The organism is Niallia sp. FSL R7-0271, from assembly GCF_038005785.1.
In the GTDB taxonomy this organism is placed as follows: domain Bacteria; phylum Bacillota; class Bacilli; order Bacillales; family Cytobacillaceae; genus Niallia.
Genome location: NZ_JBBOTZ010000002.1, coordinates 272,219 through 293,302 on the forward strand (window position 1 = coordinate 272,219; position 21,084 = coordinate 293,302).

21 protein-coding genes and 2 pseudogenes are annotated in these 21,084 nt (G+C 36.8%); 18 read left to right on the forward strand and 5 right to left on the reverse strand.

Translation table 11 applies throughout. The features are described from left to right. Position 1: 1 nt before the first annotated feature. On the reverse strand, positions 2 to 478 hold the full coding sequence (locus MKX82_RS21325; RefSeq protein WP_233317008.1) for a hypothetical protein: 477 nt from the start codon (positions 476 to 478) through the stop codon (positions 2 to 4). Between the two features lie 297 nt (positions 479 to 775). Further along, the gene (locus tag MKX82_RS21330) at positions 776 to 1,747 is read right to left on the reverse strand and encodes an AraC family transcriptional regulator (RefSeq protein ID WP_233317009.1); all 972 of its coding nucleotides are present in this window, start codon (positions 1,745 to 1,747) and stop codon (positions 776 to 778) included. Between the two features lie 141 nt (positions 1,748 to 1,888). Between MKX82_RS21330 and MKX82_RS21335 the strand changes: the two genes are divergently transcribed. The 7 genes and pseudogenes from MKX82_RS21335 (at position 1,889) to MKX82_RS21370 (ending at position 10,451) form a co-directional block, all read left to right on the forward strand. Further along, positions 1,889 to 3,904, forward strand: a complete 2,016-nt coding sequence (locus MKX82_RS21335; RefSeq protein WP_341079931.1) for an alpha-L-rhamnosidase-related protein — start codon at positions 1,889 to 1,891, stop codon at positions 3,902 to 3,904. A gap of 18 nt (positions 3,905 to 3,922) precedes the next feature. Then, positions 3,923 to 5,233: an MFS transporter gene (locus tag MKX82_RS21340; RefSeq protein WP_341079932.1), complete on the forward strand. Its 1,311-nt coding sequence runs from the start codon at positions 3,923 to 3,925 to the stop codon at positions 5,231 to 5,233. A 200-nt stretch (positions 5,234 to 5,433) separates the two neighbouring features. Further along, on the forward strand, positions 5,434 to 6,645 hold the full coding sequence (locus MKX82_RS21345; RefSeq protein WP_341079934.1) for a sensor histidine kinase: 1,212 nt from the start codon (positions 5,434 to 5,436) through the stop codon (positions 6,643 to 6,645). Next, entirely contained in the window at positions 6,642 to 7,283 is a 642-nt protein-coding gene (locus tag MKX82_RS21350; protein WP_233317013.1) for a response regulator, read from the forward strand. The genes MKX82_RS21345 and MKX82_RS21350 overlap by 4 nt, the downstream gene beginning before the upstream one ends. 122 nt (positions 7,284 to 7,405) lie before the next feature. Further along, positions 7,406 to 9,576, forward strand: a pseudogene (locus tag MKX82_RS30435) (MMPL family transporter). 80 nt (positions 9,577 to 9,656) lie between these two features. Next, a complete protein-coding gene (locus tag MKX82_RS21365) occupies positions 9,657 to 10,172 on the forward strand; it encodes an RNA polymerase sigma factor (RefSeq protein ID WP_341079937.1) in 516 nt (171 codons plus the stop codon). Between the two features lie 156 nt (positions 10,173 to 10,328). Continuing rightward, entirely contained in the window at positions 10,329 to 10,451 is a 123-nt protein-coding gene (locus MKX82_RS21370; RefSeq protein ID WP_267913447.1) for a hypothetical protein, read from the forward strand. Positions 10,452 to 10,520: 69 nt separating this feature from the next. Here the strand turns inward: MKX82_RS21370 and MKX82_RS21375 are convergent, their stop codons facing one another. Next, on the reverse strand, positions 10,521 to 10,967 hold the full coding sequence (locus tag MKX82_RS21375; protein ID WP_233317016.1) for an Rrf2 family transcriptional regulator: 447 nt from the start codon (positions 10,965 to 10,967) through the stop codon (positions 10,521 to 10,523). Positions 10,968 to 11,193: 226 nt separating this feature from the next. Here MKX82_RS21375 and MKX82_RS21380 point away from each other — a divergent pair, with 226 nt between their 5' ends. Beyond that, entirely contained in the window at positions 11,194 to 11,763 is a 570-nt protein-coding gene (locus tag MKX82_RS21380; protein ID WP_341079939.1) for an NAD(P)H-dependent oxidoreductase, read from the forward strand. Between the two features lie 67 nt (positions 11,764 to 11,830). After that, the gene (locus MKX82_RS21385; RefSeq protein ID WP_233317018.1) at positions 11,831 to 12,472 is read left to right on the forward strand and encodes an NAD(P)-dependent oxidoreductase; all 642 of its coding nucleotides are present in this window, start codon (positions 11,831 to 11,833) and stop codon (positions 12,470 to 12,472) included. Positions 12,473 to 12,631: 159 nt separating this feature from the next. On the opposite strand, the gene MKX82_RS21390 is transcribed toward MKX82_RS21385, so the two are convergent. Further along, positions 12,632 to 13,777, reverse strand: a complete 1,146-nt coding sequence (locus MKX82_RS21390) for a cation:proton antiporter (RefSeq protein ID WP_341079941.1) — start codon at positions 13,775 to 13,777, stop codon at positions 12,632 to 12,634. Between the two features lie 400 nt (positions 13,778 to 14,177). Here MKX82_RS21390 and MKX82_RS21395 point away from each other — a divergent pair, with 400 nt between their 5' ends. From MKX82_RS21395 to MKX82_RS21420, 6 genes are all read left to right on the forward strand, one after another. Beyond that, positions 14,178 to 15,110, forward strand: coding sequence for a metal ABC transporter solute-binding protein, Zn/Mn family (locus MKX82_RS21395; RefSeq protein WP_341079944.1), 933 nt, complete (start codon positions 14,178 to 14,180; stop codon positions 15,108 to 15,110). A gap of 22 nt (positions 15,111 to 15,132) precedes the next feature. Continuing rightward, complete coding sequence (locus MKX82_RS21400) at positions 15,133 to 15,885, forward strand: metal ABC transporter ATP-binding protein (RefSeq protein WP_233317021.1); 753 nt, start codon at positions 15,133 to 15,135, stop codon at positions 15,883 to 15,885. 12 nt (positions 15,886 to 15,897) lie between these two features. After that, on the forward strand, positions 15,898 to 16,824 hold the full coding sequence (locus MKX82_RS21405; RefSeq protein ID WP_341079946.1) for a metal ABC transporter permease: 927 nt from the start codon (positions 15,898 to 15,900) through the stop codon (positions 16,822 to 16,824). Continuing rightward, positions 16,821 to 17,699 (forward strand): metal ABC transporter permease, encoded by an 879-nt coding sequence (locus MKX82_RS21410; RefSeq protein ID WP_233317023.1) that lies wholly within the window; start codon positions 16,821 to 16,823, stop codon positions 17,697 to 17,699. The genes MKX82_RS21405 and MKX82_RS21410 overlap by 4 nt, the downstream gene beginning before the upstream one ends. Positions 17,700 to 17,806: 107 nt before the next feature. After that, the gene (locus tag MKX82_RS21415; RefSeq protein ID WP_233317024.1) at positions 17,807 to 18,097 is read left to right on the forward strand and encodes a hypothetical protein; all 291 of its coding nucleotides are present in this window, start codon (positions 17,807 to 17,809) and stop codon (positions 18,095 to 18,097) included. A 215-nt stretch (positions 18,098 to 18,312) separates the two neighbouring features. After that, positions 18,313 to 19,362 carry a bifunctional transcriptional activator/DNA repair enzyme AdaA gene (locus tag MKX82_RS21420; protein ID WP_341079949.1) on the forward strand — a complete coding sequence of 350 codons (1,050 nt, stop codon included), beginning with the start codon at positions 18,313 to 18,315 and terminating at the stop codon, positions 19,360 to 19,362. Positions 19,363 to 19,405: 43 nt separating this feature from the next. Here MKX82_RS21420 and MKX82_RS21425 read toward each other — a convergent pair. Continuing rightward, a pseudogene (locus MKX82_RS21425) lies at positions 19,406 to 19,537 on the reverse strand (VOC family protein); the annotation flags it as partial. A 258-nt stretch (positions 19,538 to 19,795) separates the two neighbouring features. On the opposite strand from MKX82_RS21425, the gene MKX82_RS21430 reads away from it, so the two are divergent. The 3 genes from MKX82_RS21430 (at position 19,796) to MKX82_RS21440 (ending at position 21,052) form a co-directional block, all read left to right on the forward strand. Then, positions 19,796 to 20,293, forward strand: a complete 498-nt coding sequence (locus MKX82_RS21430; protein WP_341079951.1) for a GNAT family N-acetyltransferase — start codon at positions 19,796 to 19,798, stop codon at positions 20,291 to 20,293. An 83-nt stretch (positions 20,294 to 20,376) separates the two neighbouring features. Continuing rightward, positions 20,377 to 20,580, forward strand: coding sequence for a zinc ribbon domain-containing protein (locus tag MKX82_RS21435; protein ID WP_233317027.1), 204 nt, complete (start codon positions 20,377 to 20,379; stop codon positions 20,578 to 20,580). Positions 20,581 to 20,683: 103 nt separating this feature from the next. Further along, complete coding sequence (locus MKX82_RS21440) at positions 20,684 to 21,052, forward strand: hypothetical protein (RefSeq protein ID WP_341079953.1); 369 nt, start codon at positions 20,684 to 20,686, stop codon at positions 21,050 to 21,052. Positions 21,053 to 21,084: the final 32 nt, after the last annotated feature.

Consider the following 21,084-nt stretch of genomic DNA (forward strand, 5'->3'; position numbering starts at 1 on the left):
ATCATAGCTTCCGTAACCTGTCACTGCTCCGTTCAACAAGGAATTGTAATAAATACAATAAAGGAGCTTTCATAAAGAAATAAATAAAAAACTGCACATTGTTAAAGCGAACTAATGTATAGTATTTAAGTTTCTTTGCAGCAAAAGTATAAGGAAATGCGAAAAAAGCATGTATTAATGCATTGATTATCATAAACTTTTTGAAATTCCCATAGGCTATCTTTAATGTCCACATGGAAATGAAAATAAATGGACCAGTATTAAAAGGCAATTCATCGACCCAATAGGTGTTTGGCTTATTATAAAAAACCCACCACTTACGGTCTTTGCCAACTTTTGCATGCAAAATTTCAATAATGCCAATTATTAAGGTAGCAGGAAGAAATCTTTTTATATTTTTAACACCGATAAAATATAGCGACAACCATGAAATCGTAACCATACAAATATTAAGTAGCGATTGAATTTTAAATGACATATTGAACCCTCACACTTTTTTTATTAGGATTCTTTTTTTAGTATTTATTATTCATAAAAAGTGTTTTCCGTACACTGCTGTAGTACTGAAAAGTCTGTTTGATATTGGAGGGCATACAGCTTGAATAAGAGCAATGAAAGGAGAAAATTTTCATACGCCAAGCATGCTAGATGGAGAAACCACAACCTCTGCTAGCGCGCCATTTTCAGAAAAATGATTTTTTAACTCTTATAAGAAGATAAATCCCCTTCTAAATTAATGTTAGAAGGGGATTTTTAAAACAGCAGTATGCTCTCCTTATCGTGTTTTCCGATAGTGCAAAGGAGTTTCTCCGTATTTCTGCTTAAACATTTTGTAAAAATAACTGGGATCATTATAGCCGATTTCATAAGTGATATCTGCAATTGGCATATTCGTTTCCCGCAGCAGTTTTTTTGCTACGCTTAATCGTTTATCGTTCAATAATTCAAAAAAACCTTTCCCTAAATTTTGTTTAATTTTAGAAGACAGGTAGTTTTTATTAAATTTAAATGTTTTTGCAAGGGAAGCAAGTGATACATCCTGATAATGACAGTCTATGTAGCGGATGATTTCAATCATTTTACTGTCCATCGTGTTCTGCTTCTCGCCCCAAGCCCGATTTTCCAGTATACGACTCAGTTCATAACTTAATATGGAAAAGTAATGTTTCATAACCTCCTGTTTGAAATGCTTTTGATTAAAATATTCAACCATCATATTCCGTAGTACGGATAAAATCGTCTCTTTTCCTGACACATCAATCAGTAAAAAAGTGCTGTGAGCGGATTTTTCGCGAATAGCATTAAGCAGAAATTCGCTGAAAATCGAATGTGATTGGAAAGAGTCAAACAAAATATCCATCGAGAAAAAATTCTCATGTACTAAAATATTGATTAAAATATCATTTTCTCCAATATTATCAACTTTTTGGACCACATCTTTATCCATTACGATAATGTGGTCCTTTTTTAGTTCAATTTTTTCATCATTAATATACTGCGTACAGTTTCCAGAATACATATAGTTTATTTCAACAAAGTCGTGGGTGTGTGCTGGAGTGTATGAAAATCTTTGCTGTTTATTGATAAAAATATTTCCCTCAAGAAAAAATGCCTCTTTTGGGATTTTCGGGACTTTTTGAAGGGCATAAGGAAGGTTTAACTCGTTAATATTTTGTTTTTCTTTTCGTTGAATCTTTTCAACTTCTGTATGGCTGAAAAGGTACTCATCTAATGTCGATAATTCCATGTGCTTAATATCCTTTCCGAATATTTTACTAAACCTGAACAAAGACCATATTTTCAAGAATAAATGACATTTTATCTAGATTTTATTTAGATTATACTTCGTATGTAAGCGTTTCACAAGTAGTGAGAAAGGATGAAAATAGTGAATTATTGGATTTGGTTTCCAGGAGATTTTGAAATTTACCATATTATGAAACAAAATTTTAGTCGAGAAGAACGTGGCTTTGATTGGCCTGCCTATTGGTTTACAGCTGGTTGGAACCATAATGTTAAGTTTAAACAAACGTATCATCTCAAAGAAAAGACAACTTTTACGGTACATGCTAAGGGGAAGGGGCATGTAGCTGTTACAAGACAGGAGGAGGCTGGTAGTGAACAAGTCGATAAATACCCATTTGAACAAACTATTACTTGTAATCCAGGTAAAATAACGGTTGAAGTGATTGTTTGTCATTTGGAAGGATTGCCTAGTATCTTTGTGTGCGGGCAAACTATATTTTCTGATGAGACATGGATTGCTTCAAACTATATCGAATCAGATCAGGCTGTAGGTGTAAGCGCTCTTTTTGTGGATAAAGAGCAAGATCCGATGGAATTTCCTTACACATATGAACAAAAGACACCCTCGAAGATTGAATATGTAAATGGAGGTACATTGCTAGATTTCGGTCATACCATTACAGCAAAAACAAAAGTAATTTTCTCCGAAAGATTTCAACCTATTACGTGTTGTTACGGTGAGAGCAGGACAGAAGCACTTGATGTTAAGGACTGTTACCTCAAACAAGTGATAAACACTCGTGATGATAAAGACTTTGAACTATTGGAAGAAAACACTTTTGTTACCCGACTGCGAGCGTTTCGCTATATCTTTTTACCCAATGTAATGGATGATTCAGTAATGATTACTGCTATCCGGCAATATGTTGAGTTCGGCGGAGTAAGTCAGTTCCACTCATCAGATCAGCAGCTCAACCAAATTTGGGAGGTTGCCGATCGCACTTTCCGTACTTGCAGTGATATCTTCTTTTTAGATGGAGTTAAACGGGATAAATGGGTATGGTCGGGAGATGCCTATCAAAGCTATTTCATTAATCGCTATAGTTTTTTCAACAAAGAAATTGTTGAGCGGACAATTCTTGGACTCCGCGGTACCAATCTTATGCAACAACATCTTAATACAATTATCGATTATTCCCTTTATTGGCTGATAAGCATTGAAGAGTATTATCAAACATTTAGTGATCGCAGATTTATTGAGGGAATTTATCCGAAAATGGTATCCCTGCTGCAATATTGTGAATCCCAAACGAATGAACACGGTTTTATTTACGGTAAACCAGGTGATTGGGTGTATATTGATTGGGCAGAGTTTGATATTTCAGGCCCGCTCTGTGCAGAACAAATGCTGCTGGCCCGTGCTTATCAAAGCATGATGAGCGTTGAGAAAGCATTGGGAATGTCAAATGGAGACTTACAAGCAAAATCAGAAAAGCTAATAGCCAATATCCACAAATATTATTGGGACGAAGAGAAGGGCGGCTTTATAGACAGTTATGAATCTGGTAAACGGAACATAACAAAACATGCTAACATCTTTGCCATACTGTTTAATATAGTTGATGGAAAAAAAGCAGCGATTATTAAAAAGAATGTTTTATTAAATCCAGCAATTAATGATATTCATACACCGTATTTTAAGTTTTGGGAGCTTGAAGTAATGGCACAAATTGGTGAATATTCGTATGTCCTTGAGCAAGTTAAATCCTACTGGGGCGGGATGTTAGCTGAAGGTGCGACGACCTTCTGGGAATATTACGACCCTAACGAAACAGGTGCTGAAAAATATGCAATGTATGGTGATAAATATGGGAAAAGTCTCTGTCACGCATGGGGGGCCAGTCCTATTTATTTAGTCGGGCGTTACCTGTTAGGCGTTCAGCCCACAGCACCAGGGTACAAAAGCTTTGAAGTGGCTCCACAAGTAGGCCTTTTTAAAGATTTCTCCTGTGTATTGCCAGTCGGAGCAGGGCAAGTAAAAGTTGAATGGAGCAAGCAACAACTTACTGTTACAGCAAACGTATCTGGAGGAGTTCTTCGTCTAGCTAATCGAATTATTCCTATCGAAAGAGAGCAGGAATTAATTATTAACTTATAAAAAAGGGAGTAAATGAATATGGAGAAATTACAAGATAAGCTTTCAGGTAAAGACTGGTTTTTAGCAAGTGTTGCAGGTGTCGCTTCCTACCTGGATGCCGCATTGCTTGTTAGCGCCGGCATTGCTCTAGCAATTTGGTCTGACCATTTCGGCATTAATCCATGGTGGACAGGAGTTATCAGCACAGCGCTAACCCTTTCTGTTGCGATCGGGGCATTGTTTGGCGGCCGTTTATCTGATAAATTTGGCCGGGTCCGTGTCTTTAACATCGATATTCTGCTTGTAGCAATCGGCAGTATTATCATCGCCTTTTCTAATAGTATGCCAATGCTACTCATTGGGTTAATTATCGCAGGACTTGCATCAGGGGCAGATCTGCCAACATCGCTTGCTGTCATTACGGAGCGTGTTTCACCGAAACATCATGGTAAAGTTATCACTATTACGGAGATGTTTTGGATTCTCGGGATTCTCCTTTCACAAGCACTTGGTTTCTTAACTTCTACCATGGAAATGACAGGGACACGGGTGTTGTTCATTTGGATTGCCGCAATAGCCCTGATTAATTGGGGCATTAGGGTGTTTTCCAAAAAGTTTCGTCAAGTTGAACATGAACTTTACGAACAAAATGCACATGAAAATAATCGCGCTCAACCAGCACAAAAAGTTTCCATCAAAGCGATTTTTGCTTCCAAAAAGTATATGGTGCCGCTCATCTCGATTACTGGTTTTTATCTGTTTTGGAATATCCCAGCAAATACTTGGGGCTCGTTCGTCAATTATTTCCTTGTTACCATTAACGGACGGACCCAATCATATTCAACTGCACTAGGCTTCTTTGCCAACCTTGCTGCAATTGCCGTTCTCTTTTTCATTTATATGAAATTAGCTGATACTAAATATCGATACACAATGATGCATACCGGAATTTTTCTTTGTGTTCTGTCTTTCGTGATTTCTGGAATTTTTGGCGGAACATCATGGATTATTTTCTCTGCCGCTTACTTTATTTACTCTGCTTGTAATAACTTACATGGAGAATCAATTTATAAAATTTGGACCCAATCATTCTATCCGCCAGATTTGCGGGCAAGCGTCACAGGCTTTTCAATTGCTGTTGTCCGTATTTTAACAGCGGCGTGCTCTGTATTTACACCAGTCATTATGAACTACTCACCAGACCTTCTAATGTGGCTGCTAGTTGCCTCACTAGTCATCTGCTGGGCATTCGCAGCTGCAACAATAAAATTAGTAAAAAAATATAATATTCACGATCCAGGAATAAGAGAATCTGTAACAAATAAGGATACTGGTCTATCGCAAAGATGACTTATGACATAAGCAGTCCCATGTTTACTAAAAGTGAACATGGGACTGCTTTTTTAAGGAGGCTTTGTTATAAACTTATGTACTAAAGTACATAGTGATTGTACTTTAGTACATTTAATTTTTCGAGAGTTTTCTCTAAAATAAAAAAAGAGATAATTCCTTATAATAAAAGTATTTAACGTATAGAAAGCGGTGTATACATGTCTGTATATAAGCATAATAAATTTTATTCTTTTGCTGATTTTACTCATTTTTTGTTGCTGAATAAAATACCTTTTCTCTTATGGATTTTAATTGTCTTTATTTCAGCAGTAACATTTCAGCATATTCATTCACCATTGCTGTTAAATAGTATAATTGTTGGTGCATTTATGATTGTTCATGTATTACTTTACTGGTATTCAGATGTACTGATTGCTAAAAAAAGGTTAGTGTATTTTATTGGGCAAACAATGATTATTTTTGCGGCGGCCTTTATATTACCTATTGGTTCTATTTCTTTGTTGGTTGGTCTTTTGCCATTGTTAATTGCACAAAGTATCATTATTTTTAAAAAGAAAATCCAAGTAGTTATCGTATTTTCTTTGTTGTATTCTCAATATTGTATAGTTATTCTCCTGAATTACGGCAGAGGGGAACTGCTTGAATTTATCTTGATTTTTATTTTCATCCTTATTATTGTTGTATTTTATTACTCCATCTATCACGGTCAAGTAAATGCACGTATTCGGACCCAATATTATTTGACTGAATTAGAGGCAGCACACATTAAATTAGAGGAACTAACTTTGGCTAATGAAAGACAACGAATGGCAAGGGACTTGCACGATACGTTAGCACAAGGTTTAGCTGGATTGATTATGCAACTTGATGCAGCCGATTCTTATTTAGAAAACGGAAATGCTGAAAAATCACAGGAAATTATTCGAAAGTCGATGGATCAAGCTCGTAAAACATTACGGGAGGCGAGAATAGTCATTGATAATTTACGTGAGAACTCGTTAGCTGATATGAACTTTGAGAAGGCTGTAACAGAAGAAATAGAGCGCTTCAAAGAAAACACATTGATTGCAGTAGAGTCTCTCATTAATGTTAAAGTAAATCTTAGTAATTTAATAAAAGAACACAGCCTTTATATTATAAGTGAAGGACTAACCAATATCGCTAAACATTCACATGCAACAAAAGCTGCTGTTACTGTAATAGGTGAAAAAGGCGAAATACAAATAAAAATTGAAGATAATGGGATTGGTTTTGACAATGTTACAAAAGTACAGCGTGGAAGTTACGGCTTGTTAGGCTTGAAGGAGCGAGTGAAGATTATTGGCGGTGAGCTCAGTATAGAAAGTGAATTAGGAAAAGGTACGAAAATAACAGTAAGATGCAATTTAAACAAAGGAGTAATGAGATGAAGTATAAAGTTCTAATTGTGGATGATCACACTGTTGTTCGTGAAGGGCTTAAAATGATCCTTGAAACGAATGAATCATTTATAGTAGCAGCTGAGGCTGGTAATGGAGAAGAAGCAATCCGGTTAATTGATAAAACCTCCTTTGACGTCATTTTGATGGACTTAAATATGCCGATAATGAGTGGATTAGATACTATCAAAGCGCTTAACGAAAAAGACATAAAGATTCCCATTATTATTTTGACAACATACAATGAGGATGACTTAATGGTACAAGGTCTTGAATTAGGAGCAAAAGGATACTTATTAAAAGATACTGGAAGAGAGGACTTGTTTCGAACAATTGAATCTGCAGCCAGAGGAGAAACACTATTGCAGCCAGAAATAATGCAGAGGCTCTTGAAGTCCCAACATAAACAAAAGAAATCTTCTGATGATAAAAACCGACTAACAGAAAAAGAACTGCTTATCCTGCAGGCAGCTGCTAAAGGGTTTCGAAATAAAGATATAGCTTATGACCTTGGAATAGCAGAAAGAACGGTTAAAGCGCATTTTACTAATATTTTTAATAAGCTTAATGTCACCAACAGGGTGGAAGCTATAAGAGCAGCTATTGATTCTCAGTTAATAAAATTATAATATTGCCCTTTCGTACATAGTGCTTCTGCCCCAATGTACGATTTTTTTTTGCTATTTTTCCTTTAATATAAAGCATGTAAAAGGTGAGCTTTTAAAAAAAGGGAATAGTGAGAGGAGAAAAAATGGCAAAGTTTTTATATAAATTAGGAAATTGGGCAGGTTCCAACAGCAAAAAAGTCATCTTAATGACTATCATCATTTTAATTGCCTTAGGATTTGCAGCTGTCGGTATTGGAATGTCATTTAAAGATGATCTTGCAATACCTGGAACAGAATCAGAAAAAGCAATGAAGGTGTTGGAGAAGGAGTTTCAGAGTAGTGATAACAGCGGGCAAGTTTATCTTGTTATGAAAGCCCCTAAGAATGAAACACTAGATTCTGAAGAAAACAATAAAGTAATCAAGGAAGTTCTTGAAGAAATAAAAAAAGACAAGACAGTCACAGCGGTGGCAACACCTGCAGAACTAAAAAATATTAATGCTGACAAGCAGATTGGCTATGCCGTAGTAACTTATGATAGACCTGCAGGAAAGGTATCAGACAAGTCGAAAGAACATGTGGAAGATAGTTTGCATATCACAAGGGATGCAGGTATACAAACAGAGCTCGAAGGAACAGTAGAGTTCGATGTAACGAAAGGCGGCGGTTCAGAAACTATTGGAATTATAGCTGCTTATGTAGTATTAGCACTTACCTTTACTTCTTTATTAGTAGCTGGAATGCCTATACTTACTGCCTTGTTTGGTTTAGGTATCGGAATTTTACTAGTTCTTATCGGTACGAATTATTTTAATATCCCTTCTATATCGATGACATTAGTTGCATGTTAGGTTTAGCAGTCGGAATTGATTACGCTCTGTTTATCATTTCCCGTTTTAGACAAGAGATGAAAAAAGGCTATTCAGTGAAAGAATCCATTGCTATTGCAAATGGAACAGCAGGAAGCGCAGTAGTATTTGCAGGCGTTACAGTTATTATTGGACTAGTTGGCCTGCTTGTAGTAGGCATCCCATTTATAGGTGTAATGGGGGTAACTTCTGCTGTTGTTGTACTATTTTCAGTTATTATTTCCATCATTGTAGTTCCAGCTCTTTTAGGGATGTTAGGTAAAAAAGCAGGACCATATAGAAAAAATAGACTGCTGCAACTGTTAACAAGAGCTGATAAGAAAAAGGACGTTTCTAATAATAAATGGGGCAGATTTGTTACGAAAAAACCATTAATTACATCCCTCATTGGTATTGCTATTTTAGTATTTATGACGCTACCATTCTTCCATATGGAGCTAGGTTTACCAACTAAGGGAGATAAAACCCTCGATAAAACAGAGCGAAAAGGGTATGATCTCCTTTCAGAAGCATACGGAGAAGGATTCCATGCCTCGTTAGTCGTTATTGCCGAACCACAAGGAGATGCCAAGGAGTTTCAGAATAAGCTTTCTGAAGTAGCCGAAGACATAACAGCATTAAATAATATAGAAAAGGTTTCACTTCCAGTTCCAAACAAATCCGGTAATGTATATTTGATAAGTGTTTCTCCAAAAACAGGACCAAATGACTCAGATACAAAAAAAGTGGTGCATGATATAAGAGATCTTTCCAAACAGGAAGAAGTAAAGTTAATGGTAACAGGCTCAACAGCTATTAACATTGATATCTCTGAGAAAATAATGAATGCCTTACCGCAATTTGCCGTTTTCATCATTGTTTTCGCTTATTTGCTGCTAATGGTAGTGTTCCGCTCATTACTAATTCCGTTAAAAGCAGTGCTAGGTTTTATTCTTTCTATTGGTGCAGCCTTCGGATTTACCGTATTTGTTGTTCAAGACGGTAATTTGCAAGATTTATTTGGGTTGCCAGGACCAGCAGCTATCCTGTTTTTATTGCCGATCTTAAGCATTGGAATATTATTCGGTTTAGCAATGGATTATGAAGTGTTCTTAGTGAGCAAAATGCGCGAGGTATATACTCATACGGGAGATGCTAAAAAAGCTGTGCTTGCTGGGATGAGAGAAAATGGAGCAGTTGTAACAGCAGCAGGATTAATCATGACATTTGTCTTTTCAGGTTTTATCTTAGCGGAAGATCCAATAATTAAACAAATGGGATTAACTTTAGCATTTGGAGTATTATTTGATGCATTTATAGTTAGGATGACAATTGTTCCAGCTGTGATGACATTAATGGGCAAAGCTTCCTGGTATTTACCGAAATGGTTGGACAAAATTCTTCCTAATATTGATATTGAAGGGGAGACAATATTCAAGGCGGAAGACAAAAAGAAAAAACATTAAAAAGCAGAATCTAAAGCATATAATCCGCTTAATCTAGTAGATTGAGCGGTTTTTCTATATAGTAGGCAGGAGGAGTTAAAGTGTCTCATTTAAAAAACTTTGAAGATTGGTATCTAGATTATAAGCATGACGTATACAAGTATATACTTTCATTTGTAAAGAATCGCCATTCAGCAGAAGACTTAATGCAAGAGACTTTTATAAAAGCTTACGTAAAAGCAGACACATTTAAAGGAGCATCTAACGTAAGGACATGGTTGTTTAGCATTGCTTACCATGTAACAATGGATTACTTTAAAAAGCAGATGTCTATTAATCAGATGGTGTTTAAATATAAATCAGTGATGATGTCGCAAGAAACCTCATCGGATATTAAAAAAAGGGAAAATAAAAAGGAATTATTAGCTTCCATAAGAAAACTAAAGAATTCTTATAGACAGGTGCTTATATTCCGAAAGCTTCAAGGCTATTCTGTTAAAGAAACTGCTAAAGTATTACATTGGTCGGAAAGTAAAGTGAAGGTGACTTTAAGCAGGGCATTACGGAGCTTAAGAAAACAATTAATAATCGATGGGAACTATATGGAAATGCTTTAACATTAATCTTTAAATTTACTCCATTATTTTAGTGTTTTTGCCCTAGTGTACGTGTAAATTTGCCTGATTGTACGATTTTTTTGGTTTTGATTTCTTTTATAATAAATGTATAGAGGAGGATAACGAACGAGTGGAATAAAATAAGGAGCTGACAAAATGAAAAATAAACTAGTGTACGGGATTGTATTCAGTGTCTCACTTCTGGCAGGGTTTATTTTATTCTTTGCGGAAAAGAGGTACAGCAAGGAATATAAGAATAACAACAATACGAGTTTATAGTTATCCAACAGTTGGAGCGTACAGAAAGAGAAGTCTGCATTTAACAGACTTCTTTTCATTTTTATAGCACTATTTAATGCTTTCATGATTCTTTTCTTTTTCGATAATATCTTTTACAACATCGTCAATGGTAACATGACTTAAAGCTTTCTCCATTGCTGATTGAGCAATGGTAAAGAGGGGAAGTACTGCGTCTTGTATATTTCTTCCTACAGGACAATCAGGATTTGGATTGTCGTGTATACTAAACAGCTCTTTTTCTTGGACGACATTTACAGCTTTATAAACATCAAGCAAAGTTATCTCAGCTAACTTTTTTGCTGCTTGAGCTCCGGCAATTCCTGGACGGACGTTAATTAAGCCGGCATTTTTAAGCATGCCCATTATCTTTCTGATCACGGCGGGATTTGTATTTACACTGCTTGCTAAAAACTCAGAGGAGTTAACACTTGTTTTATTTATTTCAATAAGAGTCAGTATATGAATACCAACAGCAAAACGACTGCTGATCGACATGTAAAACACCTTCCTAACGATAAGTTCCATATTCATGTAATTATTCTGGTTACAAGTATATTATACCTAAAGATCTTAAAAAGTCTCGGGAAAAACAATTTTATATACCTGTTGACAAGTTAGATACATGTAACTTATATTATTACATGTAACAATTATTGTTACAACTGATTATCTGTGAACGAAGTTATTAATGATAAACATAGAAAAAAGTGGAGGAATGGTAATGAATCATTTAGTTATTTATGCACATCCAAACGAAGAAAGCTTTAACCATGCTATTCTCGGTACGGTCGTCGAGTCTTTACAAGAGAAAGGTCATGAAGTTATGGTTAGGGATTTATATGCAATTGGGATAGACCCGGTTTTAAAGTTTGATGGTAAGGGTGAAGTAGATCCAGAAATTAAAAAAGAACAAGAATACATCAGCAAAGCGGATGTTATTACACTCATTTATCCAATCTGGTGGACAGGAATGCCGGCTATTTTAAAAGGATATATTGACAGAGTTTACTCCTACGGATTTGCTTATCAGTACAATACTGATGGTGGTATAGATAAGCTGCTGGCAGGGAAGAAAGGTCTTATTATCAATACTCACGGAACACCGAAGGATATTTATGATTCCATTGGAATGACAGAAGCACTAAAGAAAACCTCTACAACAGGAATATTCGAATTTTGCGGTATCGAAAGTGTTGGTCATTTAACTTTTGGCAGCATTCCTTCAGTGGATGATTCAACAAGAAAAGGAATGCTTGAAGAAATTAAAAACAAAGTAAACTCATTGTTTTAACTAAGCAAGCAGCCTTTAGGTGGAAGAGTTGTAACTATTAAAATTATAATTAAAGGAGGAGCTTATAATGAAAATTGCAATTATAGGTGCAAGTGGTAAAGCAGGAAATTTAATTTTAAAAGAAGCAGTAGAACGGGGACATGAGGTTACAGCAATTGTAAGAGACGCTGCAAAAATACAAAATCAACAGGTAGCTGTCGTTGAGAATAATGTTTTCAACTTGAAAACAGAAGATATTCAAAAATATGATGTGGTAGTAAATGCTTTTAATTCTGCTCCAGGCCAAGAAATCCAGCATATTGAGGCAGGTCAGGTGCTGATAGAAGCATTAAAAGCTTCCCCAAACACTCGACTAGTTGTAGTAGGTGGAGCAGGAAGCTTATTTGTAGATGAAGCGAAAACGATGCGCGTTCTGGAAACACCTGAATTCCCTAAAGCGTATTATCCAACAGCTTTTAATATGGGAGAAAACTTAAAAGAACTGCAAAATACTAATGATATTAACTGGACATATATTAGTCCTGGAGGCTTCTTTAATCCAGAAGGCAAGCGTACAGGATTCTATCAAAAGGGCGGAGATGTTCTTTTTCTGAACTCTAAAGGTGACAGCTATATCAGCTATGCCGACTATGCAATCGCCGTATTAGATGAAATTGAAAATCCACAACATAAAAACCAACGATTCGCTGTTGTTGGGGAAGCTGAATAAATTTAGATTTGGCCAAAAACCGACCTATATATGGTCGGTTTTTCATTTTAATAAATAAGTTGGAGCAGGACTGCCGCATGTAAATGAAAGAGTTATCTTTCATGTATTTAGCTATCAGAAAGTGGCTACACAAAAATTATATATACTGCTGCTAATTAATTAGGATTTTTTATCCTGATTAATTAGAAACTTCAGTAATGGAGGAGCGAACAAGGTTGTTAATATTATCACAACTACCGTTGACGTGAAATATTCAGGCAGTAACAGGGATTCTTGCAAACCAGTGGCCGCGATTATCAAGGCTACTTCTCCACGTGAAACCATTCCGGCCCCGATTATTAGGGCGGAGTGGTTATTAAAGCCTGTCAGCTTTGCTCCTATAGCTCCTCCTACTAGTTTTGTTAGAACGGCAATGACAGATAGTACTGCAATAAACCCAATCTGACTTCCAATTCCGTTAAATGAGACATTTAACCCGATACTGACAAAGAAAACAGGAACAAAGACAGCGTATGCTACAGGTTCCATTTTTCTTTCAACAGTGTGTTTATAATCTGTTTGAGAAATGGCAATACCTGCAGCGAAAGCGCCAATTATTCCTGCCATTCCAAGTAAATCTGCAAAATACACAAAGGCAAAACAAACAACTAATGCCATAGATATCACAGGTTCTGTAACTTTAAGTTTAGAAAGTATTTGGAGGAATTTAGGTACAATAAAAGCCCCTGCAACTAGTACTCCGATAAAGAAGAGAACCTTTTTGCCTATGAGCAGTCCGATTGAAACTTCTTCTCCAGTCCCAAGAAGGCTAGTCATTGCTGCTAAAAGTATAACAACGAGCACATCATCAACAACCGCAGCCCCTAGTATAGTGCTCCCTTCAGGCGAATTTAGACTGTTCATATCTTTTAGAACCTGGACAGTAATGCTAACGGATGTTGCACAAAGCAGCACACCGATAAATAGAGAGTATGTTGTATCCAAGTTAAACAGTTCTCCTATCGAGTACCCTCCGATAAAAGGAAATATAATCCCAACTATAGCAACTGCAAAAGCAGCTTTCCAATTTTTTTTGAGTTGATCTAAGTCAGTCTCTAAACCGGCCAAAAACATAAGCAATAAAACGCCGATTTCAGAGAAGTAATGAATAAATTCATTGTTGTCAATCCAGCCAAGCACTGCAGGTCCTAAAATAATTCCGATAATCAATTTACCAAGCACTGATGGCTGTCCTAGTCTTACTGAAATATCTCCTGCAACTTTTGTTGAAAATAAAATTAATAGCAAATATAGAATAAATTCCATTCTTGTAAACGACCTCCCTTTTAACACCTGGAATACAGTGTAATGCTCTGAAAACAAGCTGTCAATACGTGGTTTTAAGAGGTTTTCAGGGTGTTTTGTGATGTGTAAAAAACACAAAAATATAGCTACTCTTATTTTTAATAAAGTGGCAAAATAGGCGATTATGTAGTTTTGAGAAGGTGGTGTATTTTAGCTGGGATTTCACTTGAGAGAAAATATTCGAATAAGGAAATCCGGATACATGTTCAGGTATTTGTCGAAAAATTAAGTGTATTTTCAGTTGACACCATTTGTGCTTTTGGTTTAGCATAAAGTTGCATTAAGGCAAAATAATTTAATTGATTTAACTTTTGTGGTACAAGGTAAAATTATTGCGAACAAGCTAAAGAGGAGGTATATTATGGTTAAAAAAATGTGGGGAAGTATGGCTGTCTTATTTGTTGTGGTTCTTTCGTTAGTAGGTTGCTCAAACGCTGAGCAATCAAAAAGTGCAGATGGGAAAATCCACGTCACTGCAACTACTGGAATGATTAATGACATTGTTAAAAATGTTGGCGGGGACAATGTAGAAACGAATGCATTAATGAAGTCTGGAGTTGATCCTCATCTTTATAAAGCATCACAAGGAGATATAAGTAAGCTGGAGGACGCGGATATGATTTTTTATAATGGCTTGCATCTTGAAGGGAAGATGATTGATATTTTCGAGAAGATGAGCAAAACAAAGCCAACAATAGCTGTCACAGAAAATATCGGAGAGGAGGAGCTGCTGACGCCAGATGACGAATCAGAAGGAAATGACCCTCACGTCTGGTTTGATGTTTCCCTTTGGATTCAAGCTGCAGAAGCAGTTGAGGAGGAACTAATTGCCTTTGATCCTGACAATGAGAGAGCATACAAAAAGAATGCAGAAGCATATATAGGTGAATTAAAGGAATTGGACGATTATGTGAAAGTACAAATTGCATCCATTCCTGAACAATCTCGGGTTTTAGTAACTGCACATGACGCTTTTGGCTATTTTGGAAAAGCGTACAACATGGAGGTAAAGGGTCTGCAAGGAATCAGTACGGCATCTGAATATGGATCAAAGGATGTAAGTGAGCTGAGAGATTATCTTGTTGAAAATAAAATCAAGGCAGTATTTATAGAATCAAGTGTACCGAAAAAAGCGATTGAGGCTGTTATGGAAGGCGCTAAAGAAAAAGGACATGAAATGGAGATAGGTGGAGAACTGTTCTCAGATGCAATGGGGCAGGAAGGTACGGAGGAAGGAACATATATTGGCATGGTCAGGCATAATGTGGACACGATTGTGAAGGCACTGAAATAGATAAGGGAAAGGGAGAATTCAAATGACATCACCACTAACTGTTCATAAATTAGCAGTAGCTTATCAAAAAAAGCCGGTGCTTGAGGATATTTCGTTTACTATCCCAGAAGGAAAGCTGATTGGAATTATTGGACCAAACGGTGCAGGAAAGTCTACCCTAATAAAAGCGATATTAGAATTAATTCCGTCTCTTTCAGGTGAAGTAGAAATATTCGGTGGAACATATAAGCAGAATCGGAAGAAGGTCGGATATGTTCCCCAAAGAGAATCAGTAGACTGGGATTTTCCGACAAACGCCCTTGATGTCGTTACAATGGGCAGATATGGTCATTTAGGCTGGTTTAAGCGCCCTGGTAAAAAGGATAAACAGTTTGCACTAGAGTGCCTTGATAAAGTGGGCATGTTGCAATATGCTGACAGACAGATCAGCCAGCTTTCAGGAGGTCAGCAGCAACGCGTTTTTTTGGCAAGAGCACTCGCACAAGATGCAAATCTATACTTAATGGATGAACCTTTTGTCGGTGTAGATGCGGCGACAGAAAAGGCAATCATTTCATTATTGATGAACTTGAAAAAACAAGGGAAAACAGTGCTGGTTGTCCATCACGATTTAAATACAGTTAAGGAGTATTTTGATTGGATAATGCTTTTAAATGTGAAATTAATTGGAATTGGTCCAACTGAGCAGCTGTTTACAAAGGAATATTTGCAAAATACATATGGAGGGAGCCTTGCCTTGCTTGAAGGGAATGCCGCTCCCTTCATTATCGGTTAAGGAGGTGTGAGCATGGAATGGCTGGAGATTTTTTCAGACCCAAATACGCAATGGATCCTGATGGGGTCTATGCTGCTCGGGCTCAGCAGTGGAGTCATCGGCAGTTTTGCTTATCTTCGCAAGCAGGCATTAATGGGGGATGCCCTGGCACATGCGGCGCTTCCAGGTGTATGCATCGCATTTATGCTGACTGGAACTAAATCAATCTTTTTCTTTTTGATTGGTGCGATTATTGCCGGCATTGCTGCAACTTTGTCTATCGGCTTTATAACGAGAAATTCCAGATTAAAGCAGGATGCGGCACTCGGCATCATTCTCTCTGCCTTCTTTGGAATTGGGATTGTCCTTTTGACCCAAATTCAGCATAGCGACAGTGGCAACCAAAGTGGTTTAGATAAATTTTTATTTGGTCATGCAGCTTCCATTATTAAATCAGATGTATATACGATTGCAGGCATAGCTTTGTTCCTAGTATTGGTTTCTATCGTGTTCTTCAAAGAATTCAAGCTGATCTCCTTTGATCCAGGATTTGCGAAAGGCATTGGTCTGCCGATTGTTGCGCTCGACCAATTTATCATGCTGCTGCTTGTCACGGCTGTTGTAATTGGAATTCAGGCGGTAGGCGTCGTTCTTATGGCAGCCTTGTTAATTACGCCAGCAGTTTCGGCAAGATACTGGACAGAAAAACTGCATGTGATGGTGATTTATTCAGGCGTTTTTGGCGCAGTTAGCGGAATTGCTGGAACAATCATTAGTACGATGGCAAACAATTTACCGACTGGTCCATTAATTGTTTTAGCTGCAACCTTTTTATTTATCATCTCTATCTTGTTTGCACCGCGAAGAGGGACGGTAGCTAAATGGAGAATGCGCAGCCAGGCAAAAAAGGATTACAGATATAAAATAGTTAACCAAGAAGTAAAGGAGAAATCCTTATGAATCATTTTTGGATTATTTTAATTGGGGCACTTGTCGGCGGCTCCTGCAGTATACTAGGCTGCTTTCTTGTGTTGAGAAAGATGTCGATGATTGGGGATGCTATCAGTCATTCTGTGCTGCCGGGTATTGTTATTGCTTTTTTGATAAGCGGCACTAGAGACTCTCTTTTCATGATGCTGGGAGCTGCCGCAGTCGGGCTTATCACAGTATTCCTCATACAAATGTTTCAAAATAACGGAGTACAATCTGATGCCTCCATCGGTGTAGTATTCACAGCTCTATTTGCGATTGGTGTGGTGCTCGTTAGCCTGTTCACAAGACAGGTGGATATAGATTTAGATTGTGTTTTATATGGAGAAATAGCTTATGCTCCTTGGGACACACTGCAGATTGGCGAACATAGCCTTGGTCCGAGAGCCGTCTGGGGGATAGGAGCGAGCTTCCTAATTAATGTGCTGGCAGTCAGTTTGTTTTATAAACAGTTTAAGCTGAGCGCATTTGACCCTGCGATGGCAGCAGCACTCGGAATCCCAGTCATGTTCTTCCACTATTTATTGATGGGACTTGTATCTGTCTCGACAGTCGCTTCTTTTGAAAGTGTTGGCGCAATTTTAGTAGTCGGCATGATTATTATTCCAGCAGCGGCCGCCTATTTACTGACAGATAAACTTAGTGCCATGATTATATGGAGTGTCATGATAAGTATTCTTAGTTCAGTTATAGGATACTATTTTGCTTATCTTACAGATACTTCCATAAGTGGTATGATGGTTTCTGTAGCTGGCGTTATTTTTGCATTAGCTTTGCTGTTTTCACCAACACATGGAGTTGTCATGAAGAAGTGGAAAAGAGAGAGAATGATAAGCCGAATATGATGGTATGAACATAGTAAGGGAGTATTTTTATATTCAATAATACTTATAAATCTTGCCTAACAGGGGTAAATTAACCAAGTTCATTCTATACAAAAGGAGAGTTAATATTGACTAACATCTATAATCTATACAGCTCAGACGAAGATCACTTAGGCATTAGCAAATCCTTTCATATTCAATGCGATTTACCTCCGCATAAATTCCGCCAAATTATGATGGAGTATCGCCGCAATAACACAGTAGGAGATGACATTCATTCATTTGTCCATTATTTAAAGGAATCATTTCCTGACTCGTTAACTACCTTTGACTATGATGATGTCATCCAGTTTGATGCAGACCAAGAGAATAGTGCGATTCTTGCTAACTTAACAGATCAGATGAATAACTCAATTTAATTTAAATGAACAGCTCTCCCTTCACTTGAAGGGGAGCTGTTTTCTATTAAAAGAAAGCTGAAAAAATTACTTGTTCATTTTTCGGAAGTATTTCTTCTTGCAGGTCTCTATAATAAATAATATAACGGATCTAAGCTAACAGATTTCCTTTGAACCTAAGTGTATAGAACTTACAGAAGAAAATAAATGAACGCTAAATTGAGGTGACTTAAGCAGTGGTTATTTCTGAAAAAAAGAAAGAAGAATTGTATCGAGCATTAGTGGACAAAAATCCACACTATGATGGTATTTTTTTTGCTGGTATTAAAACAACTGGAATCTTCTGTCATGCAACTTGTACTGCCAGAAAGCCAAAGTATGAAAACTGCGAATTTTTTCTAACAGCAGAAGAGGCGCTGTTAGCCGGGTATCGCCCTTGCAAACGTTGTAACCCTTTGTATTATCCTCATAGCATCCCAGAAGAGGTGGAAATATTAGTTGCTGAAATTGAAAGAAACCCTGAAAAGAGGTGGAAAGAAGCAGACTTTCTAGAGTTAGGCATCCATTCGGCTACTGCCAGAAGAAAGTTCAAAGAAATATATGGAATGACATTTGTCCAATACGCCCGCTCCCGCCGTATGGGAATGGCTTTTAAAAAGATTATCTCAGGCAAAAAGGTAATTGACCAACAAGTTTCCTTAGGCTATGAGTCATCTAGCGGGTTTAATGACGCATTTACAAGGATAATGGGCAACCCTCCGAAGAAAACAGCTATTTCGATTATCAATGCTCACATATTCTCCACACCTCTTGGCAATATGATCAGTTTGACTGACGCAAAATATCTATATTTGTTAGAGTTTTTGGATAGGAGAGGACTAGAAAGAGAAATTGAGAAGCTGCGTATAAAGCATAATGCTAGAATTTTACCTGGAAATACAGACATTAATAAAAGTTTAGTTGAACAGTTAAATTTATATTTCTCAGGGAGGTTAAGGCAATTTACAGTTCCTTTTTATAAAAGCGGAACACCTTTTCAAATGAAAGTATGGGATATCCTTACCACCATCCCGCCAGGTCAAACAATCTCCTATCAAGATATTGCTAGCAGATTAGGAAATATAAATCTGGTGAGAGCTGTTGGTAATGCAAACGGGGCCAATCAGATTTCGATCATCATTCCTTGTCATAGAGTCATAAGCGCAAATGGAGACATAGGAGGCTATGGCGGTGGAATACAGCGGAAAAAATATTTACTTAATATAGAAAATTTATATAGTGAATAAAAAGACGGTTTGCTTATGAAAGCAAACCGTCTTTATTTTAAACTTAATTCCTGCCTAATCGCTCATCAAACATTAATTGGACTTGTATACCATATGGATCTGCAATTATTCCGTATGCTTTACTAAATAAGTTAGCGGACAAGGGGACTATTACTTTTACTCTATCGTCTGAAATGAAGTCAAAGAAAATTATCCTTCTATGACCATTCCTACTAAAAACAAAACCGTTATTAAAGGCTGCTATAACAAAGGTGAAGAGCAATTTATAGCCGATTACTTTATCAGATATGGTTGTGATTTGAAATCGGTTAAGCCTGAATCAGCTTCAGAATCACGATGACAATATATGGAATTACTCTTCTCCGAAAGGAAATTAAATAGTATAATTTATTTAGTGAAGCTAATTATTAGTGGATATGAGTGGGAGGTAAATATGGATATTAGAGTGCTTGAAAAAAGGGATGCGAAGGCATATAAAAAGTTGAGATTGGAAGCTTTACAAACAAATCCAGCAGCATTTGCATCTAGTTATGAAGAGGAAAAAGACTTCACACTTGAGAATTTTGAAAACAGGTTAACGAATTCATCTGCCTATACTTTTGGAGCATTTGAAGAAGGAGAACTTAATGGTGTTGTTACACTGCAATTAGAGCAAAAGGTTAAATTAAAACATCGAACAAATTTAGTTGCCATGTATGTCACAACTGAAAAACGGGGCAAAGGAATAGCGAAAAAATTAATACAAGAAGCTATAAAAAGAGCGGAAAAGTTAGAAGACATTGAACAAATTTACTTATCAGTTAGTGCAAATAACACGCCTGCTAAAAGTCTCTATAACTCTTTAGGGTTTACTACCTATGGAATAGACCGAAGAGCGCTAAAAATAGACAATACATATCTTGATGAAGAGCTGATGGTTTTATTTTTATAATGTTTGATGCTGGCAACTGAAACCTTTTCTTAGTCTCTCCCGTATTAATGGATAATTACATGAAATAGTTGGAGGGAATAAAGTTGACGGAAAAAGGGTGTCTAAAATGTGGCAGCAAGGATGCAGGGAAAAAAGAAGTGGCGATGACAGGAACAGGTTTATCAAAAATGTTTGATCTTCAACATAACACATTTATTGTCGTGTATTGCAAAAAATGCGGTTATTCAGAGTTTTATAATAAGCAAACTTCTGCAGGATCTAATATTCTTGATTTATTTTTTGGTTAAAAATACTAGGGGCATTACTGAAAAAGTGGTGCTGCCTTTTTTTGTGCGTTGGTTGCATCAGGCTGAAGAAATAATGTAAATTGGAAGAGGATGATGGTACTTTTTGAGCTGGAAAGATATTAAAATCGAAAAAATAAATATGATTGAAAAATTAGTTGCTGAGTTTGATATAACTGCGTTAGAACTGTTGGGAGATGTGTTTGTAGATGATTTTATACCTTATGGCGGATTCAAAGTAAGGATATATGAAAGCCAAGATAAAGAAGCTATTAGATTGACTGGATTCACAAATCTTAAAATATTGGATAGTACAGGTCATTATGAGGGTGCAGTAGGTTTTAGCAATACAATGGAAGGTGCTTTAGAGGAGACTATAAACTACTTTATAGAAAAAGTTAATGACCGTTTGGCAGAGAAGGGTGCCTTGTTAACAGCAGATGACTTTAAAATCGTCAGTTATGATGAATTTTAAATGTATTTTAAGTTAATATCATTAGTAGGTGG